Source organism: Pseudomonas sp. SA233 (assembly GCF_054792385.1).
The window spans coordinates 1306579-1324285 of sequence record NZ_CP096449.1 but is presented as its reverse complement, the minus strand read 5'-3'; the positions used below and the strand labels follow the sequence as shown (position 1 = coordinate 1324285).

General features: G+C 62.6%; 18 protein-coding genes. 4 read left to right on the top strand and 14 right to left on the bottom strand.

What is annotated here, in order from left to right; genetic code table 11:
• Nucleotides 1-27 precede the first annotated feature (27 nt).
• Nucleotides 28-1146 (top strand): LOG family protein, encoded by a 1119-nt coding sequence (locus tag M1D87_RS06130; RefSeq protein ID WP_004375469.1) that lies wholly within the window; start codon nt 28-30, stop codon nt 1144-1146.
• A 49-nt stretch (nt 1147-1195) separates the two neighbouring features.
• Here the strand turns inward: M1D87_RS06130 and recX are convergent, their stop codons facing one another.
• From recX to M1D87_RS06110, 4 genes are all read right to left on the bottom strand, one after another.
• Nucleotides 1196-1666: a recombination regulator RecX gene (gene recX / locus M1D87_RS06125; RefSeq protein WP_004375466.1), complete on the bottom strand. Its 471-nt coding sequence runs from the start codon at nt 1664-1666 to the stop codon at nt 1196-1198.
• Nucleotides 1667-1687: 21 nt separating this feature from the next.
• On the bottom strand, nt 1688-2755 hold the full coding sequence (gene recA / locus M1D87_RS06120; protein ID WP_013971339.1) for a recombinase RecA: 1068 nt from the start codon (nt 2753-2755) through the stop codon (nt 1688-1690).
• A gap of 103 nt (nt 2756-2858) precedes the next feature.
• Nucleotides 2859-3341, bottom strand: coding sequence for a CinA family protein (locus tag M1D87_RS06115; RefSeq protein WP_025337995.1), 483 nt, complete (start codon nt 3339-3341; stop codon nt 2859-2861).
• Nucleotides 3342-3530: 189 nt separating this feature from the next.
• Nucleotides 3531-4184, bottom strand: a complete 654-nt coding sequence (locus tag M1D87_RS06110; RefSeq protein ID WP_039615086.1) for a glycosyltransferase family 25 protein — start codon at nt 4182-4184, stop codon at nt 3531-3533.
• 301 nt (nt 4185-4485) lie between these two features.
• Here M1D87_RS06110 and mutS point away from each other — a divergent pair, with 301 nt between their 5' ends.
• Nucleotides 4486-7059, top strand: coding sequence for a DNA mismatch repair protein MutS (gene mutS / locus M1D87_RS06105; RefSeq protein ID WP_043936065.1), 2574 nt, complete (start codon nt 4486-4488; stop codon nt 7057-7059).
• Between the two features lie 140 nt (nt 7060-7199).
• Entirely contained in the window at nt 7200-7523 is a 324-nt protein-coding gene (gene fdxA / locus M1D87_RS06100; protein ID WP_004375459.1) for a ferredoxin FdxA, read from the top strand.
• Between the two features lie 616 nt (nt 7524-8139).
• On the opposite strand, the gene rpoS is transcribed toward fdxA, so the two are convergent.
• The 8 genes from rpoS to M1D87_RS06060 all read right to left on the bottom strand — a co-directional run bounded on the left by rpoS (nt 8140) and on the right by M1D87_RS06060 (nt 15447).
• Complete coding sequence (gene rpoS, locus M1D87_RS06095) at nt 8140-9147, bottom strand: RNA polymerase sigma factor RpoS (RefSeq protein ID WP_013971277.1); 1008 nt, start codon at nt 9145-9147, stop codon at nt 8140-8142.
• A gap of 108 nt (nt 9148-9255) precedes the next feature.
• Nucleotides 9256-10113: a peptidoglycan DD-metalloendopeptidase family protein gene (locus M1D87_RS06090; RefSeq protein WP_023662488.1), complete on the bottom strand. Its 858-nt coding sequence runs from the start codon at nt 10111-10113 to the stop codon at nt 9256-9258.
• Between the two features lie 217 nt (nt 10114-10330).
• A complete protein-coding gene (locus tag M1D87_RS06085; RefSeq protein WP_015269209.1) occupies nt 10331-10969 on the bottom strand; it encodes a protein-L-isoaspartate(D-aspartate) O-methyltransferase in 639 nt (212 codons plus the stop codon).
• Nucleotides 10970-11004: 35 nt separating this feature from the next.
• Nucleotides 11005-11754 (bottom strand): 5'/3'-nucleotidase SurE, encoded by a 750-nt coding sequence (gene surE / locus M1D87_RS06080; protein ID WP_013971274.1) that lies wholly within the window; start codon nt 11752-11754, stop codon nt 11005-11007.
• Nucleotides 11742-12800, bottom strand: coding sequence for a tRNA pseudouridine(13) synthase TruD (gene truD / locus M1D87_RS06075; protein ID WP_123084264.1), 1059 nt, complete (start codon nt 12798-12800; stop codon nt 11742-11744). The genes surE and truD overlap by 13 nt, the downstream gene beginning before the upstream one ends.
• Nucleotides 12797-13270 carry a 2-C-methyl-D-erythritol 2,4-cyclodiphosphate synthase gene (gene ispF / locus M1D87_RS06070; RefSeq protein WP_015269207.1) on the bottom strand — a complete coding sequence of 158 codons (474 nt, stop codon included), beginning with the start codon at nt 13268-13270 and terminating at the stop codon, nt 12797-12799. The genes truD and ispF overlap by 4 nt, the downstream gene beginning before the upstream one ends.
• Before the next feature lie 201 nt (nt 13271-13471).
• The gene (fghA, locus tag M1D87_RS06065) at nt 13472-14326 is read right to left on the bottom strand and encodes an S-formylglutathione hydrolase (protein ID WP_421091604.1); all 855 of its coding nucleotides are present in this window, start codon (nt 14324-14326) and stop codon (nt 13472-13474) included.
• 8 nt (nt 14327-14334) lie between these two features.
• The gene (locus M1D87_RS06060; protein WP_039614790.1) at nt 14335-15447 is read right to left on the bottom strand and encodes an S-(hydroxymethyl)glutathione dehydrogenase/class III alcohol dehydrogenase; all 1113 of its coding nucleotides are present in this window, start codon (nt 15445-15447) and stop codon (nt 14335-14337) included.
• Nucleotides 15448-15554: 107 nt separating this feature from the next.
• Here M1D87_RS06060 and M1D87_RS06055 point away from each other — a divergent pair, with 107 nt between their 5' ends.
• Nucleotides 15555-16451, top strand: a complete 897-nt coding sequence (locus M1D87_RS06055) for a LysR substrate-binding domain-containing protein (protein ID WP_015269205.1) — start codon at nt 15555-15557, stop codon at nt 16449-16451.
• 132 nt (nt 16452-16583) lie between these two features.
• Here the strand turns inward: M1D87_RS06055 and ispD are convergent, their stop codons facing one another.
• Together ispD and ftsB are read right to left on the bottom strand one after the other, a co-directional pair.
• Nucleotides 16584-17291, bottom strand: a complete 708-nt coding sequence (gene ispD, locus M1D87_RS06050) for a 2-C-methyl-D-erythritol 4-phosphate cytidylyltransferase (RefSeq protein ID WP_039614791.1) — start codon at nt 17289-17291, stop codon at nt 16584-16586.
• Nucleotides 17288-17569 carry a cell division protein FtsB gene (ftsB, locus tag M1D87_RS06045; protein WP_004375443.1) on the bottom strand — a complete coding sequence of 94 codons (282 nt, stop codon included), beginning with the start codon at nt 17567-17569 and terminating at the stop codon, nt 17288-17290. Before ftsB ends, ispD begins: the two co-directional genes overlap by 4 nt.
• Nucleotides 17570-17707: the final 138 nt, after the last annotated feature.

Here is a 17707-nt window from a genome sequence, read left to right as displayed (position 1 = left end):
AGGTATAGGTGCAGAAGGAGACGTTGCATGCCTTACCAATCGAGTGAACTGCTGTTCAGCCACTTCCGCGACAACAACATCGACCTGAGCAACATCGACGCACAACTGCAACTAGTGGCACCAAACAGCCCCAACCTGCCGCTGTACCGCGACATGATGCTGACTATCCTGCGCATGGCCCATGACGACACCGACCGCTGGAGCGCCAAGATCACCCTGCAGGCCCTGCGCGAACTGGACCATTCGTTCCGCACCCTGGAACGCTACAAGGACCGCCGCAAGGTGACCGTGTTCGGCTCGGCGCGCACCCCGCTGGAACACCCGATGTACGCCCTGGCCCGCGAACTGGGCGCAACCCTGGCGCGTTCTGACCTGATGGTCATAACTGGTGCCGGCGGCGGCATCATGGCAGCCGCCCATGAAGGCGCCGGCAGCGACCACAGCCTGGGGTTCAACATCACCCTACCCTTCGAACAACACGCCAACCCCACGGTAGATGGCACCGACAAGCTGCTGCCGTTCCATTTCTTCTTCATCCGCAAGCTTTTCTTCGTCAAGGAGGCCGATGCACTGGTGCTGTGCCCGGGTGGTTTCGGTACTTTGGATGAAGCATTGGAGGTGCTGACCCTGATCCAGACCGGCAAGAGCCCGCTGGTACCGGTGGTGCTGCTGGACTCACCAGGTGGCAGCTTCTGGCGCGACTGCCTGGACTTCATCAGCCGGCAACTGGAGGAAAACCGCTACATCTTGCCCAGCGACCTGAAACTGCTGCGCCTGGTGCACAGCGCTGACGAGGCAGTGGAGGAAATCAACCAGTTCTACAGCAACTACCACTCCAGCCGCTGGCTGAAGAGCCAGTTCGTGATCCGCATGCATCACCCGCTCAGCGAAGCGGCGCTGTATGACATCCAGGAAGGCTTTGCCGACTTGCGTCTGAGTGGCAAGTACCACCAGCAACCTGACAGCAGCGCCGAGCACGAAGTGGGCAACTTCAACCACCTGACCCGTTTGTCATTTGCCTTCAATGGCCGGGATCAGGGCAGGCTGCGCGAGCTGGTGGATTTCATCAACCTGCCGGAGAACTGGGCCAAGCCGCAGCCCATGCATACGACCCAGCGGGCCAGGGAGGCGTTGAAGGTCAGTTGATCGTGACACAAGTCCGCTCCCACAAAGGACTGTAAAACGGCCCCAGCCCTCAGTAATCGTCGAGATCACGCCCACTGAGCAGGCGGCCGATCATGTCCATGGGGAAACCCCGGTAAGCCAGAAACCGGGTTTGCTGGGCACGGCCGCGGGGATCTTGCGGGCGCTGCCCGGCAAACTTGCGCTGCCATATGTCACGCATGCGCCCGCCCCAGTCCACCTCGCTCTCGCGTAGTGCCTGCTCGATATCAGCACGCGCCAAACCGCGCTGGCCTAGCTCTTCGCGAATACGTGCAGGGCCATAGCCAGAGCTGGAACGGTACCGGATGAAACTTTCGAGGTAGCGGGCTTCGCTAAGCAACCCTTCTTCGGCGAGCCGATCGAGTTCAGGCTCAATCAACTCGTCCGAAGCGCCGCGCTGACGCAACTTGCGCGTCAGCTCGACGCGACCGTGCTCACGTCGCGCAAGCAGGTCCATGGCTGTCCGCCGGATGGCGACGGGGGTGTCGAGTACGGCGGACATGTTCGGCTATCTACCGCGCAATCAGTAGCCGGCGTCAGCGTCGGCCATGTCATCGGCATCGGCTTCGGCAGCAGCAGCCTTGCCAGCAGCCGCAACAGCACCAGCGGTCAGCAGCTTCTCGCGAATCTGCTTCTCGATCTCGGCGCCAATAGCCGGGTTCTCAGCCAAGTACTTGGCAGCGTTTGCCTTGCCTTGACCGATCTTGTTGCCCTGGTAGGCGTACCAGGCACCGGACTTCTCGACCAGGCCTTGGGAAACACCCAGGTCAATGATCTCGCCGTTACGGTAGATACCTTTGCCGTAGAGGATCTGGAACTCGGCCTGACGGAAGGGCGGCGAAACCTTGTTCTTGACGATCTTGACGCGAGTTTCGCTACCGACCACCTCGTCGCCTTCCTTGACCGCACCGGTACGGCGAATATCCAGACGCACCGAGGCGTAGAACTTCAGGGCGTTACCACCGGTGGTGGTTTCCGGGCTGCCGAACATCACACCGATCTTCATACGGATCTGGTTGATGAAGATGACCAGGCAGTTGGCGTTCTTGATGTTACCGGTGATCTTGCGCAGCGCCTGGGACATCAGGCGCGCCTGCAGACCCACGTGCATGTCACCCATTTCGCCTTCGATCTCGGCCTTCGGTACCAGGGCAGCAACGGAGTCGACGATGATCACGTCAACAGCGTTGGAACGCACCAGCATGTCGGTGATTTCCAGGGCCTGTTCGCCGGTGTCCGGCTGCGAAACCAGCAGGTCGTCGACGTTGACGCCCAGCTTGCCGGCGTACTCGGGGTCGAGGGCGTGTTCGGCGTCGACGAAGGCGCAGGTGGCGCCGTTTTTCTGGGCTTCGGCGATGACCGACAGAGTCAGCGTGGTCTTACCCGACGATTCCGGGCCGTAGATCTCGACGATACGGCCTTTTGGCAGGCCGCCGATGCCCAGGGCGATGTCCAGGCCCAGCGAACCGGTGGAGATGGCAGGGATAGCCTGGCGCTCGTGGTCGCCCATGCGCATGACGGCGCCCTTGCCGAATTGGCGTTCGATCTGACCCAGGGCCGCAGCCAAGGCGCGCTTCTTGTTGTCGTCCATTGAAATCCTCACGTGTTCGACTTGGCCCTGACGGCCGGAATACCTGTATAAGTAGCCAGTATTATTCCACAGGCAGGCGCTCGCGCAAACCCCTGTTGTCGATTTACTCGGCACCAAGCTGTAACAAGCCGTCTAACGCGGCGATCACCGTCTGTCGGCGCACCGCCTCGCGGTCGCCGTCAAACTGGCGCCGCTCGCTGAACACATGGTTGCCGTCGCCCCAGGCCAGCCACACGGTGCCCACCGGTTTGGCCGGCGAACCACCGTCCGGCCCGGCCACGCCGCTCACCGCCACGGCAAAGCGCGCGCCGCTGGCGGCCTGGGCGCCGCGGACCATCGCTTCGACCACTTCCTGGCTGACCGCGCCAACCTGGCCGAACAACGCCGCGGGCACTCCCAGCTGACGGGTTTTCTGGGTGTTGGAATAGGTCACGTACCCAGCCTCGAACCAGGCCGAGCTGCCGGGCACGCGGGTGATGGCCTCGGCGATGCCGCCACCGGTGCAGGATTCGGCGGTGGTCACCTGCGCGTTGAAGCGACGCAGGTGTTCACCCAGGCGGGTGGCAAGCGTGGTGATCGGGTCCATGTCGGGCTCCTTGAAGGCTGCCCTCTACCCTAGCATTTCAGGGATGGGGAATGGGCGTCTGGCGGCGTGCTGGGCACGAGGATGTTCGCCTCTGGATTTTTGGCGCCTGTAAGATCGAGCGCCGCGCGGGCGGCGCTCGATCTCGCAGGCGCCAAACCTCTCAAGGCATGCACCTCAAGCCCACACCAATCAGAAATTCAGCCGAAGCACGGTCCGCCAGATGTTCTTCATCGGTGAACGACGATGCTTGGTCCAGTTGCGCTCCCACCACTCGTCCTCATTGCGCACCACCTGTTCCAGGTCGCTACCGGCCACTGCGGCGGCGTGCTGGCGGAACATCATGGGGAACACGCAGTGCTGGCGGATCCGGTGTTTGACCACCACATCCACCGGGGTGCCATCGTAGGGCGTCTCTGCCAGGATCCGGCAGCCCTCGCGCGACAGCACATAGGCATGCAGCGCCACCACCCGCCCGCGGGCGATGAACGGGAACCAGGTCAGCCAGGTTCGCCCCATGGAATAACCCAGGTGCAAGGCCTCGAAGGGCCGTTTCTGCATGAAGCGGTTTACCCAGCGCACCCGCGAAGGCTTGAACTCATACGCCTTGGCATCGTCTTCGAAGATCAGGATTCGATCAAGGCCATTGTCCAGCGCATGACGGGCCAGTTGCTGATGGGACTCGTAGCAACCGCGCTTGGGGTCGCTGTTTTTCTCGACGACATGAAAGAGCACTTCGTTGTCGAGCTGTCGCCCGATGGTTTCGCTGAACAGCGTGCGCCGGTCAGCGCGGGTGTCGAGGGAAATACAAAAAACCGCATCTACATCAAAACGAATTGCGCTCACTGCACTAATCAACCTGTTGCAATAACTTTTTACCGGGCCGCGGGCCACCGCGAGTGCGTCAGGCAAGCCATCCCTGATGGGCGAAGGCAGGCAATTCTCCATGGAGGCACCATGATGTCAACCTGCCTTCAGCGCATCCCTGTGCACTCGCCGGACTTGCAGGTACAGCCCGCCGGGTAGCCGTGTTAACCTATGCGGCTTGAAAATCCGGTGGGTCTCGGCGTCGCGCATGCAACACAGAACGCCCCAATTTGCCCCACAATATTGAGACCTACTTTCTAAGCCCTTGATGAATAAAGCAATTTCCGACTTCTCCGCACACACCCCGATGATGCAGCAGTACTGGAAGCTGAAGAACCAGCACCCGGACCAGCTGATGTTCTACCGCATGGGCGACTTCTACGAGATCTTCTACGAAGATGCGAAAAAAGCCGCAAAGCTGCTGGACATCACCCTGACCGCGCGCGGTCAGTCGGCCGGCCAGTCCATCCCCATGTGCGGGATTCCGTTCCATTCGCTGGAAGGTTACCTGGCCAAGCTGGTCAAGCTCGGCGAATCGGTGGTGATCTGCGAGCAGATTGGCGACCCTGCCACCAGCAAGGGCCCGGTGGAACGTCAGGTTGTGCGCATCATCACCCCGGGTACGGTCAGCGACGAGGCCCTGCTCGACGAGCGTCGCGACAACCTGATTGCCGCGCTGCTCGGGGACGAGCGCCTGTTCGGCCTGGCCGTACTGGACATCACCAGTGGCAACTTCAGCGTGCAGGAGATCAAGGGCTGGGAAAACCTGCTGGCCGAGCTCGAGCGCCTCAACCCGGTCGAGCTGTTGATCCCCGACGACTGGCCGCGCGACCTGCCTGCCGAGAAACGACCGGGCGCCCGTCGCCGTGCGCCATGGGACTTCGACCGCGACTCGGCGCGCAAGGCCCTGTGCCAGCAGTTCGCGACCAAGGACCTCAAGGGCTTTGGCTGCGACAAGCTGACCCTGGCCATCGGCGCCGCCGGTTGCCTGCTGATCTACGCCAAGGAAACCCAGCGCACCGCCCTGCCGCACCTGCGCAGCCTGCGCCACGAACGCCTGGACGACACGGTCATTCTCGACGGTGCCAGCCGCCGCAACCTGGAGCTGGACATCAACCTGGCCGGCGGCCGAGACAACACCCTGCAGTCGGTGGTCGACCGCTGCCAGACCGCCATGGCCAGCCGTTTGCTGAGCCGCTGGTTGAACCGTCCGTTGCGCGATCTCAAGGTGCTGCAGGCGCGCCAGGACTCGATCCGTTGCCTGCTCGACGGCTACCGCTTCGAGAAGCTGCAGCCGCAGCTCAAGGAAATTGGCGATATCGAACGGATTCTCGCCCGTATCGGCCTGCGCAACGCCCGCCCACGCGATCTGGCACGCCTGCGCGATGCACTTGGGGCGCTGCCCGAGTTGCAGAATGCCATGGCCGAGCTGGAGGCACCGCACCTGGCACGCCTGGCCGCCATTACCGGCACCTATCCCGAACTGGCCAGCCTGCTGGAGCGGGCGATCATAGACAACCCGCCGGCGGTGATCCGCGATGGCGGCGTGCTCAAGGCCGGCTATGACAACGAACTGGACGAGTTGCTGGCGATCAGCGAAAACGCCGGCCAATTCCTGATCGATCTGGAAGCGCGGGAAAAGGCCCGTACTGGCCTTGCCAACCTCAAGGTCGGCTACAACCGGGTGCATGGCTACTTCATCGAACTGCCGACCAAGCAGGCCGAGCAGGCCCCGGGTGACTACATCCGCCGTCAGACCCTAAAGGGCGCCGAGCGCTTCATCACCCCGGAGCTGAAGGCGTTCGAGGACAAGGCGCTGTCGGCCAAGAGCCGCGCCCTGGCCCGCGAGAAGATGCTCTACGATGCCCTGCTGGAAACCCTGATCAGCCACCTGGCACCGCTGCAGGACAGCGCCGCCGCCCTGGCCGAACTGGACGTGCTCAGCAACCTGGCCGAACGTGCACTGAACCTCGACCTGAACTGCCCACGCTTCGTAGACGAGCCGTGCCTGCGCATCGAGCAGGGCCGTCACCCAGTGGTGGAACAGGTACTGACCACACCGTTCGTGGCCAACGACCTGGGCCTGGACAACAGCACGCGCATGCTGATCATCACCGGCCCGAACATGGGCGGTAAGTCCACCTACATGCGCCAGACCGCCCTGATCGTGCTGCTGGCGCATATCGGCAGCTTCGTGCCGGCTGCCAGCTGCGAGCTGTCGCTGGTCGACCGCATCTTCACCCGCATCGGCTCCAGCGACGACCTGGCCGGCGGCCGCTCGACCTTCATGGTCGAGATGAGCGAAACCGCCAACATCTTGCACAATGCCACCGACCGCAGCCTGGTGCTGATGGATGAAGTGGGCCGCGGCACCAGTACCTTCGACGGCCTGTCGCTGGCCTGGGCCGCCGCAGAGCGCCTGGCCCAGCTGCGCGCCTACACGCTGTTCGCCACGCACTACTTCGAACTCACCGTGCTGCCGGAAAGCGAGCCACTGGTGGCCAACGTGCACCTGAACGCCACCGAACACAACGAACGCATCGTATTCCTGCACCACGTGCTGCCTGGTCCTGCCAGCCAGAGCTACGGCCTGGCCGTGGCGCAGCTGGCCGGCGTGCCGACGGCCGTCATCCAGCGTGCCCGTGAACACCTGGCGAGGCTGGAAACCACCAGCCTGCCGCATGAACAACCACCGGCCCAAAAGGCCAAGGACGTGCCACAGGTCCCGCACCAGAGCGACCTGTTCGCCAGCCTGCCACACCCGGCCATCGAGAAGCTGGGCAAGCTGCAGCTGGACGACATGACCCCGCGTCAAGCTATCGAAATGCTATATCAACTAAAGAACCTGTTATAACGGCGCCCACTACAAGCTGGTAGAATCCGCCGCGGTTTGCTGGTGCTGCAGGTTATTAGCCTGGCCTGCAGCCACATACCCGTAAACCGCGCGGCCCTGAGAGGAAGGGCCGCCGCCGTCGCCTGAGGAGAGAATTAGAAATGACCTTCGTCGTCACCGACAACTGCATCAAATGCAAATACACCGACTGCGTGGAAGTCTGTCCGGTGGACTGCTTCTACGAAGGCCCGAACTTCCTGGTCATCCATCCGGACGAGTGCATCGACTGCGCCTTGTGCGAGCCGGAATGCCCAGCGCAAGCCATCTTCTCGGAAGACGAAGTGCCTGCGGGCATGGAAAACTTCATCGAGCTGAACGCCGAACTGGCGGAAATCTGGCCGAACATCACCGAGCGTAAGGACGCCCTGCCGGACGCTGAGGAATGGGATGGCAAGACTGGCAAGATTGCAGATCTGGAGCGCTGATAGCGTCCGGACACTAAAAAGGCCCCTTGGGGCCTTTTTTGTTTTCTGCAGACAAAAAAAGGGGCGGTTTGACCCGCCCACATTTTTTCCGTAGTCCCTGCTTGTCCCAAACATCATCCTGATGAAATCGCGTCTTGCGATGTCCCTGGCTTTCCTCCTGAAAGCCTGTGCATGTCCCTGTGCACAGTTCGAATACTAGCGACTTGAGCCTGGCCGGCAACCGCGAAACCTCACAGGGTGTTGCAGGTGACACATTTCCTCACAGCTGAATAAGTCAGGATTTTCAAGAGGTTGGGAAAACGCAGGATCTGGATACGACAATGATTTACTGAAGCGTACATAAAAGGCTTACAGAACAAGTAAGCAAAGGCTTACACGCGATGTTATTGGGGTAGCGCAGTACATAATGTCTTGGGGCTGCTTTGCAGCCCTTTCGCGACACAAGGCCGCTCCCACAGGATAGTGGTGCATTCAAAGGCGATGAAATACCTGTGGGAGCGGCCTTGTGTCGCAAAAGGGGCGCAAAGCGCCCCCGCAATTTTGAATGGGACACCTCTGATCGCCACATACAAAAACGCCCCGAAATCATCGGGGCGCTTTGTGTTACAGGCTTCCGCTACTGGAACAACGACTCACTGGACAGGCCGTTCTTCTCGAGAATCTCGCGCAAACGCTTGAGCCCCTCGACCTGGATCTGCCGCACCCGTTCGCGGGTCAGGCCAATCTCCAGTCCGACATCTTCCAAGGTGCTACTTTCATGCCCGCGCAAGCCAAAGCGGCGCACCACCACTTCACGCTGCTTGTCGGTCAACTCGCCCAGCCACTGGTCGATGCTCTGCGACAGGTCATCATCCTGCAGCAGTTCGCATGGGTCGGTCGGGCGGTCGTCAGTCAGGGTATCGAGCAGGGTCTTGTCCGAGTCCGGGCCGAGCGACACATCCACCGAAGACACCCGCTCGTTCAGGCCGAGCATGCGCTTGACCTCGGCGACCGGTTTCTCCAGCAGCGTGGCGATTTCTTCTGGCGAGGGTTCGTGGTCCAGTTTCTGGGTCAGCTCGCGCGCAGCGCGCAGGTAGACGTTCAGTTCCTTGACCACGTGGATCGGCAGGCGAATGGTGCGGGTCTGGTTCATGATCGCCCGTTCGATGGTCTGGCGAATCCACCAGGTCGCATAAGTCGAGAACCGGAAACCACGCTCCGGGTCGAACTTCTCGACCGCACGGATCAGCCCAAGGTTGCCCTCCTCGATCAGGTCGAGCAGCGACAGGCCGCGGTTCACGTAACGACGGGCAATTTTTACAACCAGGCGCAGGTTGCTTTCGATCATGCGCTTGCGGCCGGCAGGGTCGCCCTTTTGCGACAGGCGCGCAAAGTGCACTTCCTCTTCCGGCGAAAGCAGAGGCGAGAATCCTATCTCGTTGAGATACAACTGGGTGGCATCGAGCGCCCGGCTGTAATCGATGTACTTGTGTTGCTTGAGCGAAGAGCCCGACTTGGCCCTCGTCCGAACCGAAGATACAGCAGGTTCGTCTGACACCACATCCGTTTCCAAAACGATACCCGTCTCCATCAGAAGCAGGTCATCGTCGATGTCAAACTCCGGCACTTCTTTACTGAGAGCCATTGTTATAGTCCTTTGCTGAGTTCGAACTCAGACTCGAGCGGCACCTATCTCCCTGGCAGCGCTGGAGCCTGTCCCCTCTACATCACAGGAACAGGCCGGGTACAACGGTCAACGACGTGGCAGGAACTGGAGCGGATCGACGGGTTTGCCCTGGCGGCGAATCTCGAAATGCAGCTTCACCCGATCTGTGCCCGTGGACCCCATTTCAGCAATCGACTGCCCTGCCTTGACCTGCTGCCCCTCCCGAACCAACAGCCTGCGGTTATGGCCGTAGGCACTGACGTAGGTATCGCTGTGCTTGATGATGATCAGTTCGCCGTAGCCCCTCAAGCCACTCCCGGCGTACACCACTGCACCATCAGACGCAGCAAAAACAGGCTGTCCCAAATCACCGGCGATATCAATGCCTTTATTCAAACTACCGTTTGAAGCGAATTTTCCAATCAGCACGCCGTTGGCGGGCCAGGTCCAGCCACCTACCGCACGCTCAGCGGCAGGCACCGTGGCGACCACCGGGGCGCTGCTGGAGGCTGCCGGCGTGGCCGGTTTGCTGGTGTTGCCAGGAGGTGTGCTGGTGCTTCCCACAGGCCGCCGGATGACCGTGGTCTTGCTCGACGACGACGGGCTGGACACCACCGTGGTGCTGCCGGTAGAGCCGCTGCTGAAACGAATCGCTTGCCCCGGGCGAATGGTGTAAGGCGCCGCGATACCGTTGCGCGCAGCCAGCTCCTTGTAGTCCCAGCCATAACGGAAGGCGATGGAGAACAGCGTATCGCCAGGTTTGACGATGTACTGCCCAGTGGTTACCGCCGGGCGCTTGGGCACGGTGTTGTTGCGGTCGACCACCCGCGCGCTGTTGCTGCTGGTGCTCGAGCAACCTACCAGTAGCGTGCCCATGGCCAGTGCAATCACCAGAAGCGTGAAACCCGACCCGTCCTTGCGCTGCCGAATGACTGTGTGACCCACCCGCGCTCCCCTCATGGTGCCGAAAACGAAATGACAACAAATGCAATATTATTGCAATTATAACCAAGCCTGCCCGCATTGGCAGGGTTGGTGAAAGACTGCTGCAAAGCCTTGCAACACGCTGTGCGCTAGCGCTTCACCCCGCCAGATAGACAGGGCGTTGCAGCAAGAATTCGGTGCTGGCGCAAAAATATCGCGCGACTCGAACCAGCAGTGTTCAGGCCAGCGGGCCGTTGAGCAGCGGTACGAAGCGCACGGCCCCCAGCACGCGGCGGGAGAATCCATGCTCCTCGCGCACGATCAGCATCAGCTGCTGGGTTTCGCCGGCTGGGCCCACCGGGATCACCATACGGCCACCCGGCGCAAGCTGGTCGAGCAGTGCCTGCGGCACTTCCGGCGCTACGGCGGTGACGATGATGCCGTTGTACGGCGCCAGCGCCGGCCAGCCTTCGCAACCATCCCCCCAGCGGAACACCACGTTGCGCAGGTTCAGTTCCACCAGGCGCTCCTTGGCCCGGTCCTGCAACACCTTGATGCGTTCCACCGAGAACACCCGCTCGACCAACTGAGCCAGGATTGCCGTCTGGTAGCCCGAGCCGGTGCCGATCTCCAGCACCTTGTCCAGCGGCCCGGCCTCGAGCAGCAGTTCACTCATGTGGGCAACCATGAACGGTTGCGAGATCGTCTGGTTGTGGCCGATCGGCAGCGCGGTGTCTTCGTAGGCGCGATGCGCCAGCGCCTCGTCGACGAACAGGTGGCGCGGGGTACGACGGATGACGTCGAGCACCTTGGTGTTCGAAACGCCCTCCTCGCACAGGCGCTGGATCAGCCGCTCCCGGGTGCGCTGGGAGGTCATGCCGATGCCACGCCGCAGCATATCGTCCTCGCGCATCAGAGCAGGCCCTCCAGCCAACCGTCGAGCTGCTCGAAGGCATCACTGAAGGTGCGGTCGAGCTGCAGCGGAGTGATCGATACATAGCCTTGCATCACCGCATGGAAGTCGGTACCCGGGCCACCGTCCTCGGCATCCCCGGCGACAGCGATCCAGTAGCCTTCCTTGCCGCGCGGGTTGACCACCTTGGTCGGCGCGGCCGCCCGCGCCCGGTGACCGAGGCGGGTGAGCTGGATACCACGGATGTGCTCCAGCGGCAGGTTGGGGATATTGACGTTGAGCACGGTGCGCGGCGGCAAGGCCAGGCGCGACTGAGCCTCGACCAGGCGGCGGGCGATGTGGGCCGCGGTGGGCAGGTTGTCCGGCTGGCGCGACAACAGGGAAAACGCCAGCGAGGTACCGCCGAGGAAACGGCCTTCCAACGCGGCCGCGACCGTGCCCGAATAGAGCACATCGTCACCCAGGTTGGCACCGAGGTTGATCCCCGACACAACCATGTCCGGCGCCTGTGGCAACAGCCCATTGAGCCCCAGATGCACGCAGTCGGTCGGCGTGCCGTTGAGGCTGATGAAGCCATTGGCCAAGGTCTGCGGGTGCAGTGGCCGGTCCAGCGTCAGCGAACTGCTGGCGCCGCTCTTGTCTTGATCCGGGGCAATAACCACGCACTCGGCGTAATCCACCAGCGCAGCATGCAGCGCGGCGATGCCGGGTGCGGTAACACCGTCGTCGTTCGAAATCAGAATACGCATGAGCTGTCCGTCTGCCCCGCCGACACCAGATCCACGACTTCGCGCACCACCACGGTGGCGAAGCATCCGGCCGGAAGGACGAATTCCAGTTGCAGGATATCAGGCTCGGGATAATGCCACGTAAGACCGCTAATAGGGAGCCGCAGAATGCGTCGTTCGTGATCCATGCCCGCCAGGGCCAGCCACTGGCAAAGTGCCGGCTGCCGTGCGGCGATCGCATCCTCTTGTTGCGCAGTACTCCCCGTAGCCGGCGAATCGCCTGCCCCCCACAGCGGGCCGGTCGGATGCAGGTCAAGAATCGCCAGCCGAGGATCGGAACATTCCGACTCCCCAGCAGGAAAGAAGCTACGACTCGTTGTGAACGCCAATAGGTCGCCCACCTGCGCACGCGCCCAGCTGCCGTCGGCAACACGGGCGGCCAACACCTGGTTGAACAGGTAGCTACGCCCGGCCGAGAGCAACCGCGAACGCACGTTGCGCTGTTCGGGCAGGGCATTGCGTGCGGCCCAATCAAGAGCGTCGTGAACGTTGCCGCCACCGTGGCCGAAGCGCTGGGTGCCGAAATAATTCGGCACACCGTGCTGCTTGAGCTGTTCCAGGCGCGCATCCACCGCCTGGTGATCGGCAGCCAGGGCAGTCAGGCGCAGCGTGAAGCCGTTGGCCGAATGCGCACCGCGCTGCAGCTTGCGCTGGTGGCGCACCTGCTTGAGCACATGCAGGCTGGCATCCTCGGCACGCGACAGGTCCGGGTCGGCCTTGCCGGGCAGGTGCAGGCTGAACCACTGGCGGGTCAGGGCCTGGCGGTCCTTGAGGCCGGCGTAGCTGATCGTGCGCACCGGCACCCCAGCGGCACGGGCCAGCCGACGGGCCGCCTCCTCGGTGTTCAGGTCACGCTTTTCGACCCACAACCACAAGTGCTCGCCCTGTCCCGACAGCGGGATGTCCAGTACTTCGTCAACCTGGAAATCTTCGGCCACTGCCTTGAGAACGGCGGTACCCAGTGGTTCACCCGATGCACGCGGGCCCAGCAGTTCAAGTTCCGTCATGCTGGCAGCAGCAGGGCTACCGAATGCACGGCGATGCCCTCCTCGCGGCCGGTGAAGCCCAGCTTCTCGGTGGTGGTAGCCTTGACGTTGACCTGGTCGAGTTCGACCTGCAGATCTTCGGCGATCAGCTTGCGCATGGTTTCGATGTGCGGGGCCATCTTCGGCGCCTGGGCGACGATGGTGGCGTCGATGTTGCCGACCTTCCAGCCCTTGGCCTGGACGATGCCGACCACATGGCGCAGCAGAACACGGCTGTCGGCGCCCTTGAACTGCGGGTCAGTGTCAGGGAAATGCTTGCCGATGTCACCCAGCGCTGCCGCGCCCAGCAAGGCATCGCTCAGGGCGTGCAGCAGCACGTCGCCATCGGAGTGGGCCAGGAGGCCGTATTTGTGGGGGATACGCACCCCGCCCAGGGTAATGAAATCACCGTCGCAGAAACGGTGCACATCGTAGCCGTGGCCAATACGCATAGAAAAACGCCCTGAATGAGTCAGGGCGTGATTCTACCTGCTTTAACCGGTATTGGGGCCGTCGTTGTAGGAGCAGCCTAGTGCTGCGAATGGGCCGCAAAGCGGCCCCGGCAATATCGGCGATAGCGTTAGACCCAGGGTCTGCTTCGCAGCCCATTCGCAGCACAAGGCTGCTCCTACAGGCGATCGCGCAGCTACGCCTTACACCCGCCCCAAGGCCACCGCATGATGACGCAGATGCTCTTCGATGAAGCTGGCGATGAAGTAGTAGCTGTGGTCATAGCCAGGCTGCAGGCGCAGGGTCAGTTCATGCCCACCTTTGCGTGCCGCCTGCTCCAGCGCTTCAGGCTTGAGCTGCTTTTCGAGGAAGTCGTCACGGTCGCCCTGGTCCACCAGCAACGGCGAGCATTCGCCGGCCGGAGCCTCGGCCAGCAGCACGCTGGCATCCCACTCGCGCCAGCGCGCACGGTCTTCACCCAGGTAGCGGCTGAAGGCTTTCTCGCCCCACGGGCAATCCATCGGGTTGCTGATCGGCGAAAACGCCGACACCGAGCGGTAGCGCCCCGGGTTGCGCAAGGCGCACACCAGCGCGCCATGCCCACCCATGGAGTGGCCACTGATGCTGCGCTCGCCCGAAGCCGGGAAGTGCGCCTCGATCAACGCGGGCAACTCCTCCACCACATAGTCGTGCATGCGGTAGTGCTGGGCCCAGGGCTGCTGAGTGGCATTGAGGTAGAACCCGGCACCCAGGCCGAAGTCCCAGCCACCGTCCGGGTCGCCCGGCACCTGCTCGCCACGCGGGCTGGTGTCGGGGGCGACGATGATCAACCCAAGCTCCGCGGCCAGGCGCTGGGCACCGGCCTTCTGCATGAAGTTCTCGTCGGTGCAGGTGAGGCCGCTGAGCCAGTACAGCACCGGCAGCTTTTCGCCCTGTTCGGCCTGCGGCGGCAGGTAGACGGCGAACACCATGTCGCAACCCAGCACCTTGGAGTGATGCCGGTAACGCTTGTGCCAGCCGCCGAAGCTCTTCTGGCAGGAGATGTTATCCAGGCTCATGGCAAACCTCAGAAGTGGATGACGCTGCGGATGCTCTTGCCTTCATGCATCAGGTCGAAGGCCTTGTTGATGTCTTCCAGGCCCATGGTGTGGGTGATGAAGGTATCCAGCGGGATCTCGCCCTTCTCGGACATTTCCACGTAGCTTGGCAGCTCGCTGCGGCCACGCACGCCACCGAACGCCGAACCACGCCATACGCGACCGGTGACCAGCTGGAACGGACGGGTGGCGATTTCCTGGCCGGCACCGGCCACGCCGATGATCACCGACTCACCCCAACCCTTGTGGCAGCATTCCAGCGCAGCACGCATCAGCTGCACGTTGCCGATGCACTCGAACGAGAAGTCCACGCCGCCGTCGGTGAGGTCGACGATCACTTCCTGGATCGGGCGGTCGTAGTCTTTCGGGTTGATGCAGTCGGTGGCACCCAGCTGACGGGCGATCTCGAACTTGGCCGGGTTGATGTCGATGGCAATGATGCGCGACGCCTTTGCCTTGACCGCACCAATCACTGCCGACAGGCCGATGCCGCCCAGACCGAAGATGGCCACGGTGTCACCCGGCTTGACCTTGGCGGTGTTGAGCACCGCGCCGATACCGGTGGTGACGCCACAACCCAGCAGGCAGACCTTTTCCAGCGGCGCTTCTTTCTGGATCTTGGCCACGGAGATTTCCGGCAGCACGGTGTACTCGGAGAAGGTCGAGGTACCCATGTAGTGGAACAACTGCTGACCTTTGTAGGAGAAGCGCGTGGTGCCGTCCGGCATCAGGCCCTTGCCCTGCGTGGCGCGGATGGCCTGGCAAAGGTTGGTCTTGCCCGAGAGGCAGAACTTGCACTTGCCGCATTCCGGGGTGTACAGCGGAATGACGTGGTCACCGACGGCGACCGAGGTGACGCCCTCGCCTATCGCCTCGACGATCGCGCCACCTTCGTGACCGAGGATCGACGGGAAGATGCCCTCCGGGTCGGCGCCTGACAGAGTGTAGGCGTCGGTGTGGCAGACACCGCTGGCGACCACGCGCAGCAGCACTTCACCGGCCTTGGGCATGGCCACGTCGACTTCGACGATTTCCAGGGGTTTCTTGGCTTCGAAGGCTACGGCAGCACGGGACTTGATCATCAAAGGTCTCCAGACAGAGGGTCGATTCAGTCTGGCAGTGTAATTCACCGCCTTTTGATGAATAATCCGGGTAAAGACAAAACATTATTGCCATACAGGGATAATCAATGAGCAGCCGCTGGGAGGGCATCGACGAGTTCGTCGCCGTGGCCGAGTCGGGCCAGTTCACTGCAGCCGCCGAGCGCCTGGGCGTTTCCTCATCGCACATCAGCCGGCAGATCGCCCGGCTGGAGGAGCGGCTGCAGACGCGCCTGCTGTACCGCAGTACCCGGCGGGTGACCCTGAGCGAGGCCGGGCAGACATTCCTGCAGCACTGCCAGCGCCTGCAGGATGGCCGCGAGGAAGCTCTACGCGCCATGGGCGATCTGGCCAGCGAGCCCAAGGGGCTGCTGCGCATGACCTGCGCGGTGGCCTACGGCGAGCGTTTCATCGTGCCGCTGGTGACGCGGTTCATGGCGCTGTACCCGCAGCTGCGGGTGGATGTGGAACTGAGCAACCATACCCTCGACCTGGTGCATGAAGGCATGGACCTGGCCATCCGCCTGGGCCGGCTGGCCGACTCACGACTGGTGGCAACCCGCCTGGCACCCCGGCGCATGTACCTGTGCGCTTCGCCGGCCTACCTGGAACGTTATGGTCGGCCGCACAGCCTGTCGGAACTGGCGCGGCACAACTGCCTGGTAGGCAGTTCGGATTTGTGGGCGCTACAGCAGGACGGCCGCGAGATCAGCCAGCGAGTCCAGGGCAACTGGCGTTGCAACAGCGGGCAGGCAGTGCTGGACGCAGCGCTGCAGGGGATGGGGTTGTGCCAGTTGCCGGATTACTACGTGCTGGAGCACTTGAACAGTGGTGCGCTGGTGTCGTTGCTTGAGGCGCACCAGCCACCGAATACCGCGGTGTGGGCGCTGTATCCGCAGCAGCGGCACCTGTCGCCGAAGGTACGGCGGCTGGTGGATTACCTGAAAGAAGGGTTGGCGGGGTTGCCGGAGTATCGCTTGAACTGAAACCTTGTGCTGGCTGCTCTGGCCTCTTCGCGGGTAAACCCGCTCCCACAGGTACAGCGCAAACCTGAAGGGATGTGCGATACCTGTGGGAGCGGGTTTACCCGCGAAGAGGCCGGCACAGGAGCAAGAAATTCAGCGGCGCCCTGCCCAACGCTGGCGCAACCACTCCAGATCTTCCGGCCGGGTCACCTTGATGTTGTCGCTGCGCCCTTCGACCAGCCGCGGCGCCTGGCCGGACCACTCGATGGCAGAGGACTCGTCGGTCACCAGCACATCCGACACAAGGCACTCGGCCAGCGCCTGATGCAACGCCCCAAGGCGGAACATCTGCGGTGTATAGGCCTGCCAGATGGTACTGCGGTCTACAGTAGCGCCCACCCGCCCATCAGCATCGGCCCGCTTGAGGGTATCGCGCGCCGGCACCGCCAGCAGGCCACCCACCGGGTCGTCCGCCAGCTCCGACAACAGCTTGTCCAGATCGCTGCGCGCCAGGTTTGGTCGCGCGGCATCATGCACCAGCACCCAGTCGCTGTCCGCCGCCCCTTGGGCATGCAGCATCAGCAAGGCATTGAGCACCGAGTCGGCACGCTCGCGCCCTCCCACGGCGCGCTGGATGCGCGAGTCGCTGGCGCAGCGCAGGCGAGGCCAGTACGGGTCATCTTCGGCAATGCTGACCACCACGCCCTTGAGCATAGGGTGGCCAAGAAAACAGTCGAGGCTGTGCTCGAGAATGGTCTGCCCGGCCAGCTCCAGATACTGCTTGGGGCGGTCGGCAGCCATGCGGGCACCTACGCCCGCAGCAGGAATCACGGCCCAGAAGGCCGGTAAGGTTTCGATCATTTCTGTGGCAACTGGAAGAGGGTTTCGCCCTCTTTGACCATTCCCAATTCGTGGCGAGCCCGCTCTTCGACGGTCTCCATGCCTTTTTTCAGCTCCAGCACTTCGGCATCGAGCACACGGTTGCGCTCGAGCAAGCGCTCGTTTTCGGCATGCTGCTCGGCAATCTGCTGCTTCAGCTCGGTCACTTGCGCCAGGCTGCCATTACCCACCCACAGGCGGTACTGCAGGCCACCCAGCAGCAGGAGCAGGACGAGGAACAACCAATAGGGACTGCGCATCACGTTATCCAGGTTAAAAAGGCCGCCGGCTATTATTACTTCCGGGCCTCGAATAGCACGAAGCCTGGCCGAGGCCAGGCTTCGTCGACAGAAACCCGTTGAAATGTAGGAAAGTTCAGTACGAACGTTCCCACAACT

Bases quoted from the DNA above. Each gene is read 5' to 3' on its own strand.
- M1D87_RS06130 (WP_004375469.1), top strand. From the start codon at position 28: ATGCCTTACCAATCGAGTGAACTGCTGTTCAGCCACTTCCGCGACAAC.
- recX (WP_004375466.1), bottom strand. From the start codon at position 1,666: ATGTCCGCCGTACTCGACACCCCCGTCGCCATCCGGCGGACAGCCATG.
- recA (WP_013971339.1), bottom strand. From the start codon at position 2,755: ATGGACGACAACAAGAAGCGCGCCTTGGCTGCGGCCCTGGGTCAGATC.
- M1D87_RS06115 (WP_025337995.1), bottom strand. From the start codon at position 3,341: ATGGACCCGATCACCACGCTTGCCACCCGCCTGGGTGAACACCTGCGT.
- fdxA (WP_004375459.1), top strand. From the start codon at position 7,200: ATGACCTTCGTCGTCACCGACAACTGCATCAAATGCAAATACACCGAC.
- rpoS (WP_013971277.1), bottom strand. From the start codon at position 9,147: ATGGCTCTCAGTAAAGAAGTGCCGGAGTTTGACATCGACGATGACCTG.
- M1D87_RS06085 (WP_015269209.1), bottom strand. From the start codon at position 10,969: ATGACCTCCCAGCGCACCCGGGAGCGGCTGATCCAGCGCCTGTGCGAG.
- surE (WP_013971274.1), bottom strand. From the start codon at position 11,754: ATGCGTATTCTGATTTCGAACGACGACGGTGTTACCGCACCCGGCATC.
- truD (WP_123084264.1), bottom strand. From the start codon at position 12,800: ATGACGGAACTTGAACTGCTGGGCCCGCGTGCATCGGGTGAACCACTG.
- ispF (WP_015269207.1), bottom strand. From the start codon at position 13,270: ATGCGTATTGGCCACGGCTACGATGTGCACCGTTTCTGCGACGGTGAT.
- fghA (WP_421091604.1), bottom strand. From the start codon at position 14,326: ATGAGCCTGGATAACATCTCCTGCCAGAAGAGCTTCGGCGGCTGGCAC.
- M1D87_RS06060 (WP_039614790.1), bottom strand. From the start codon at position 15,447: ATGATCAAGTCCCGTGCTGCCGTAGCCTTCGAAGCCAAGAAACCCCTG.
- M1D87_RS06055 (WP_015269205.1), top strand. From the start codon at position 15,555: ATGAGCAGCCGCTGGGAGGGCATCGACGAGTTCGTCGCCGTGGCCGAG.
- ispD (WP_039614791.1), bottom strand. From the start codon at position 17,291: ATGATCGAAACCTTACCGGCCTTCTGGGCCGTGATTCCTGCTGCGGGC.
- ftsB (WP_004375443.1), bottom strand. From the start codon at position 17,569: ATGCGCAGTCCCTATTGGTTGTTCCTCGTCCTGCTCCTGCTGCTGGGT.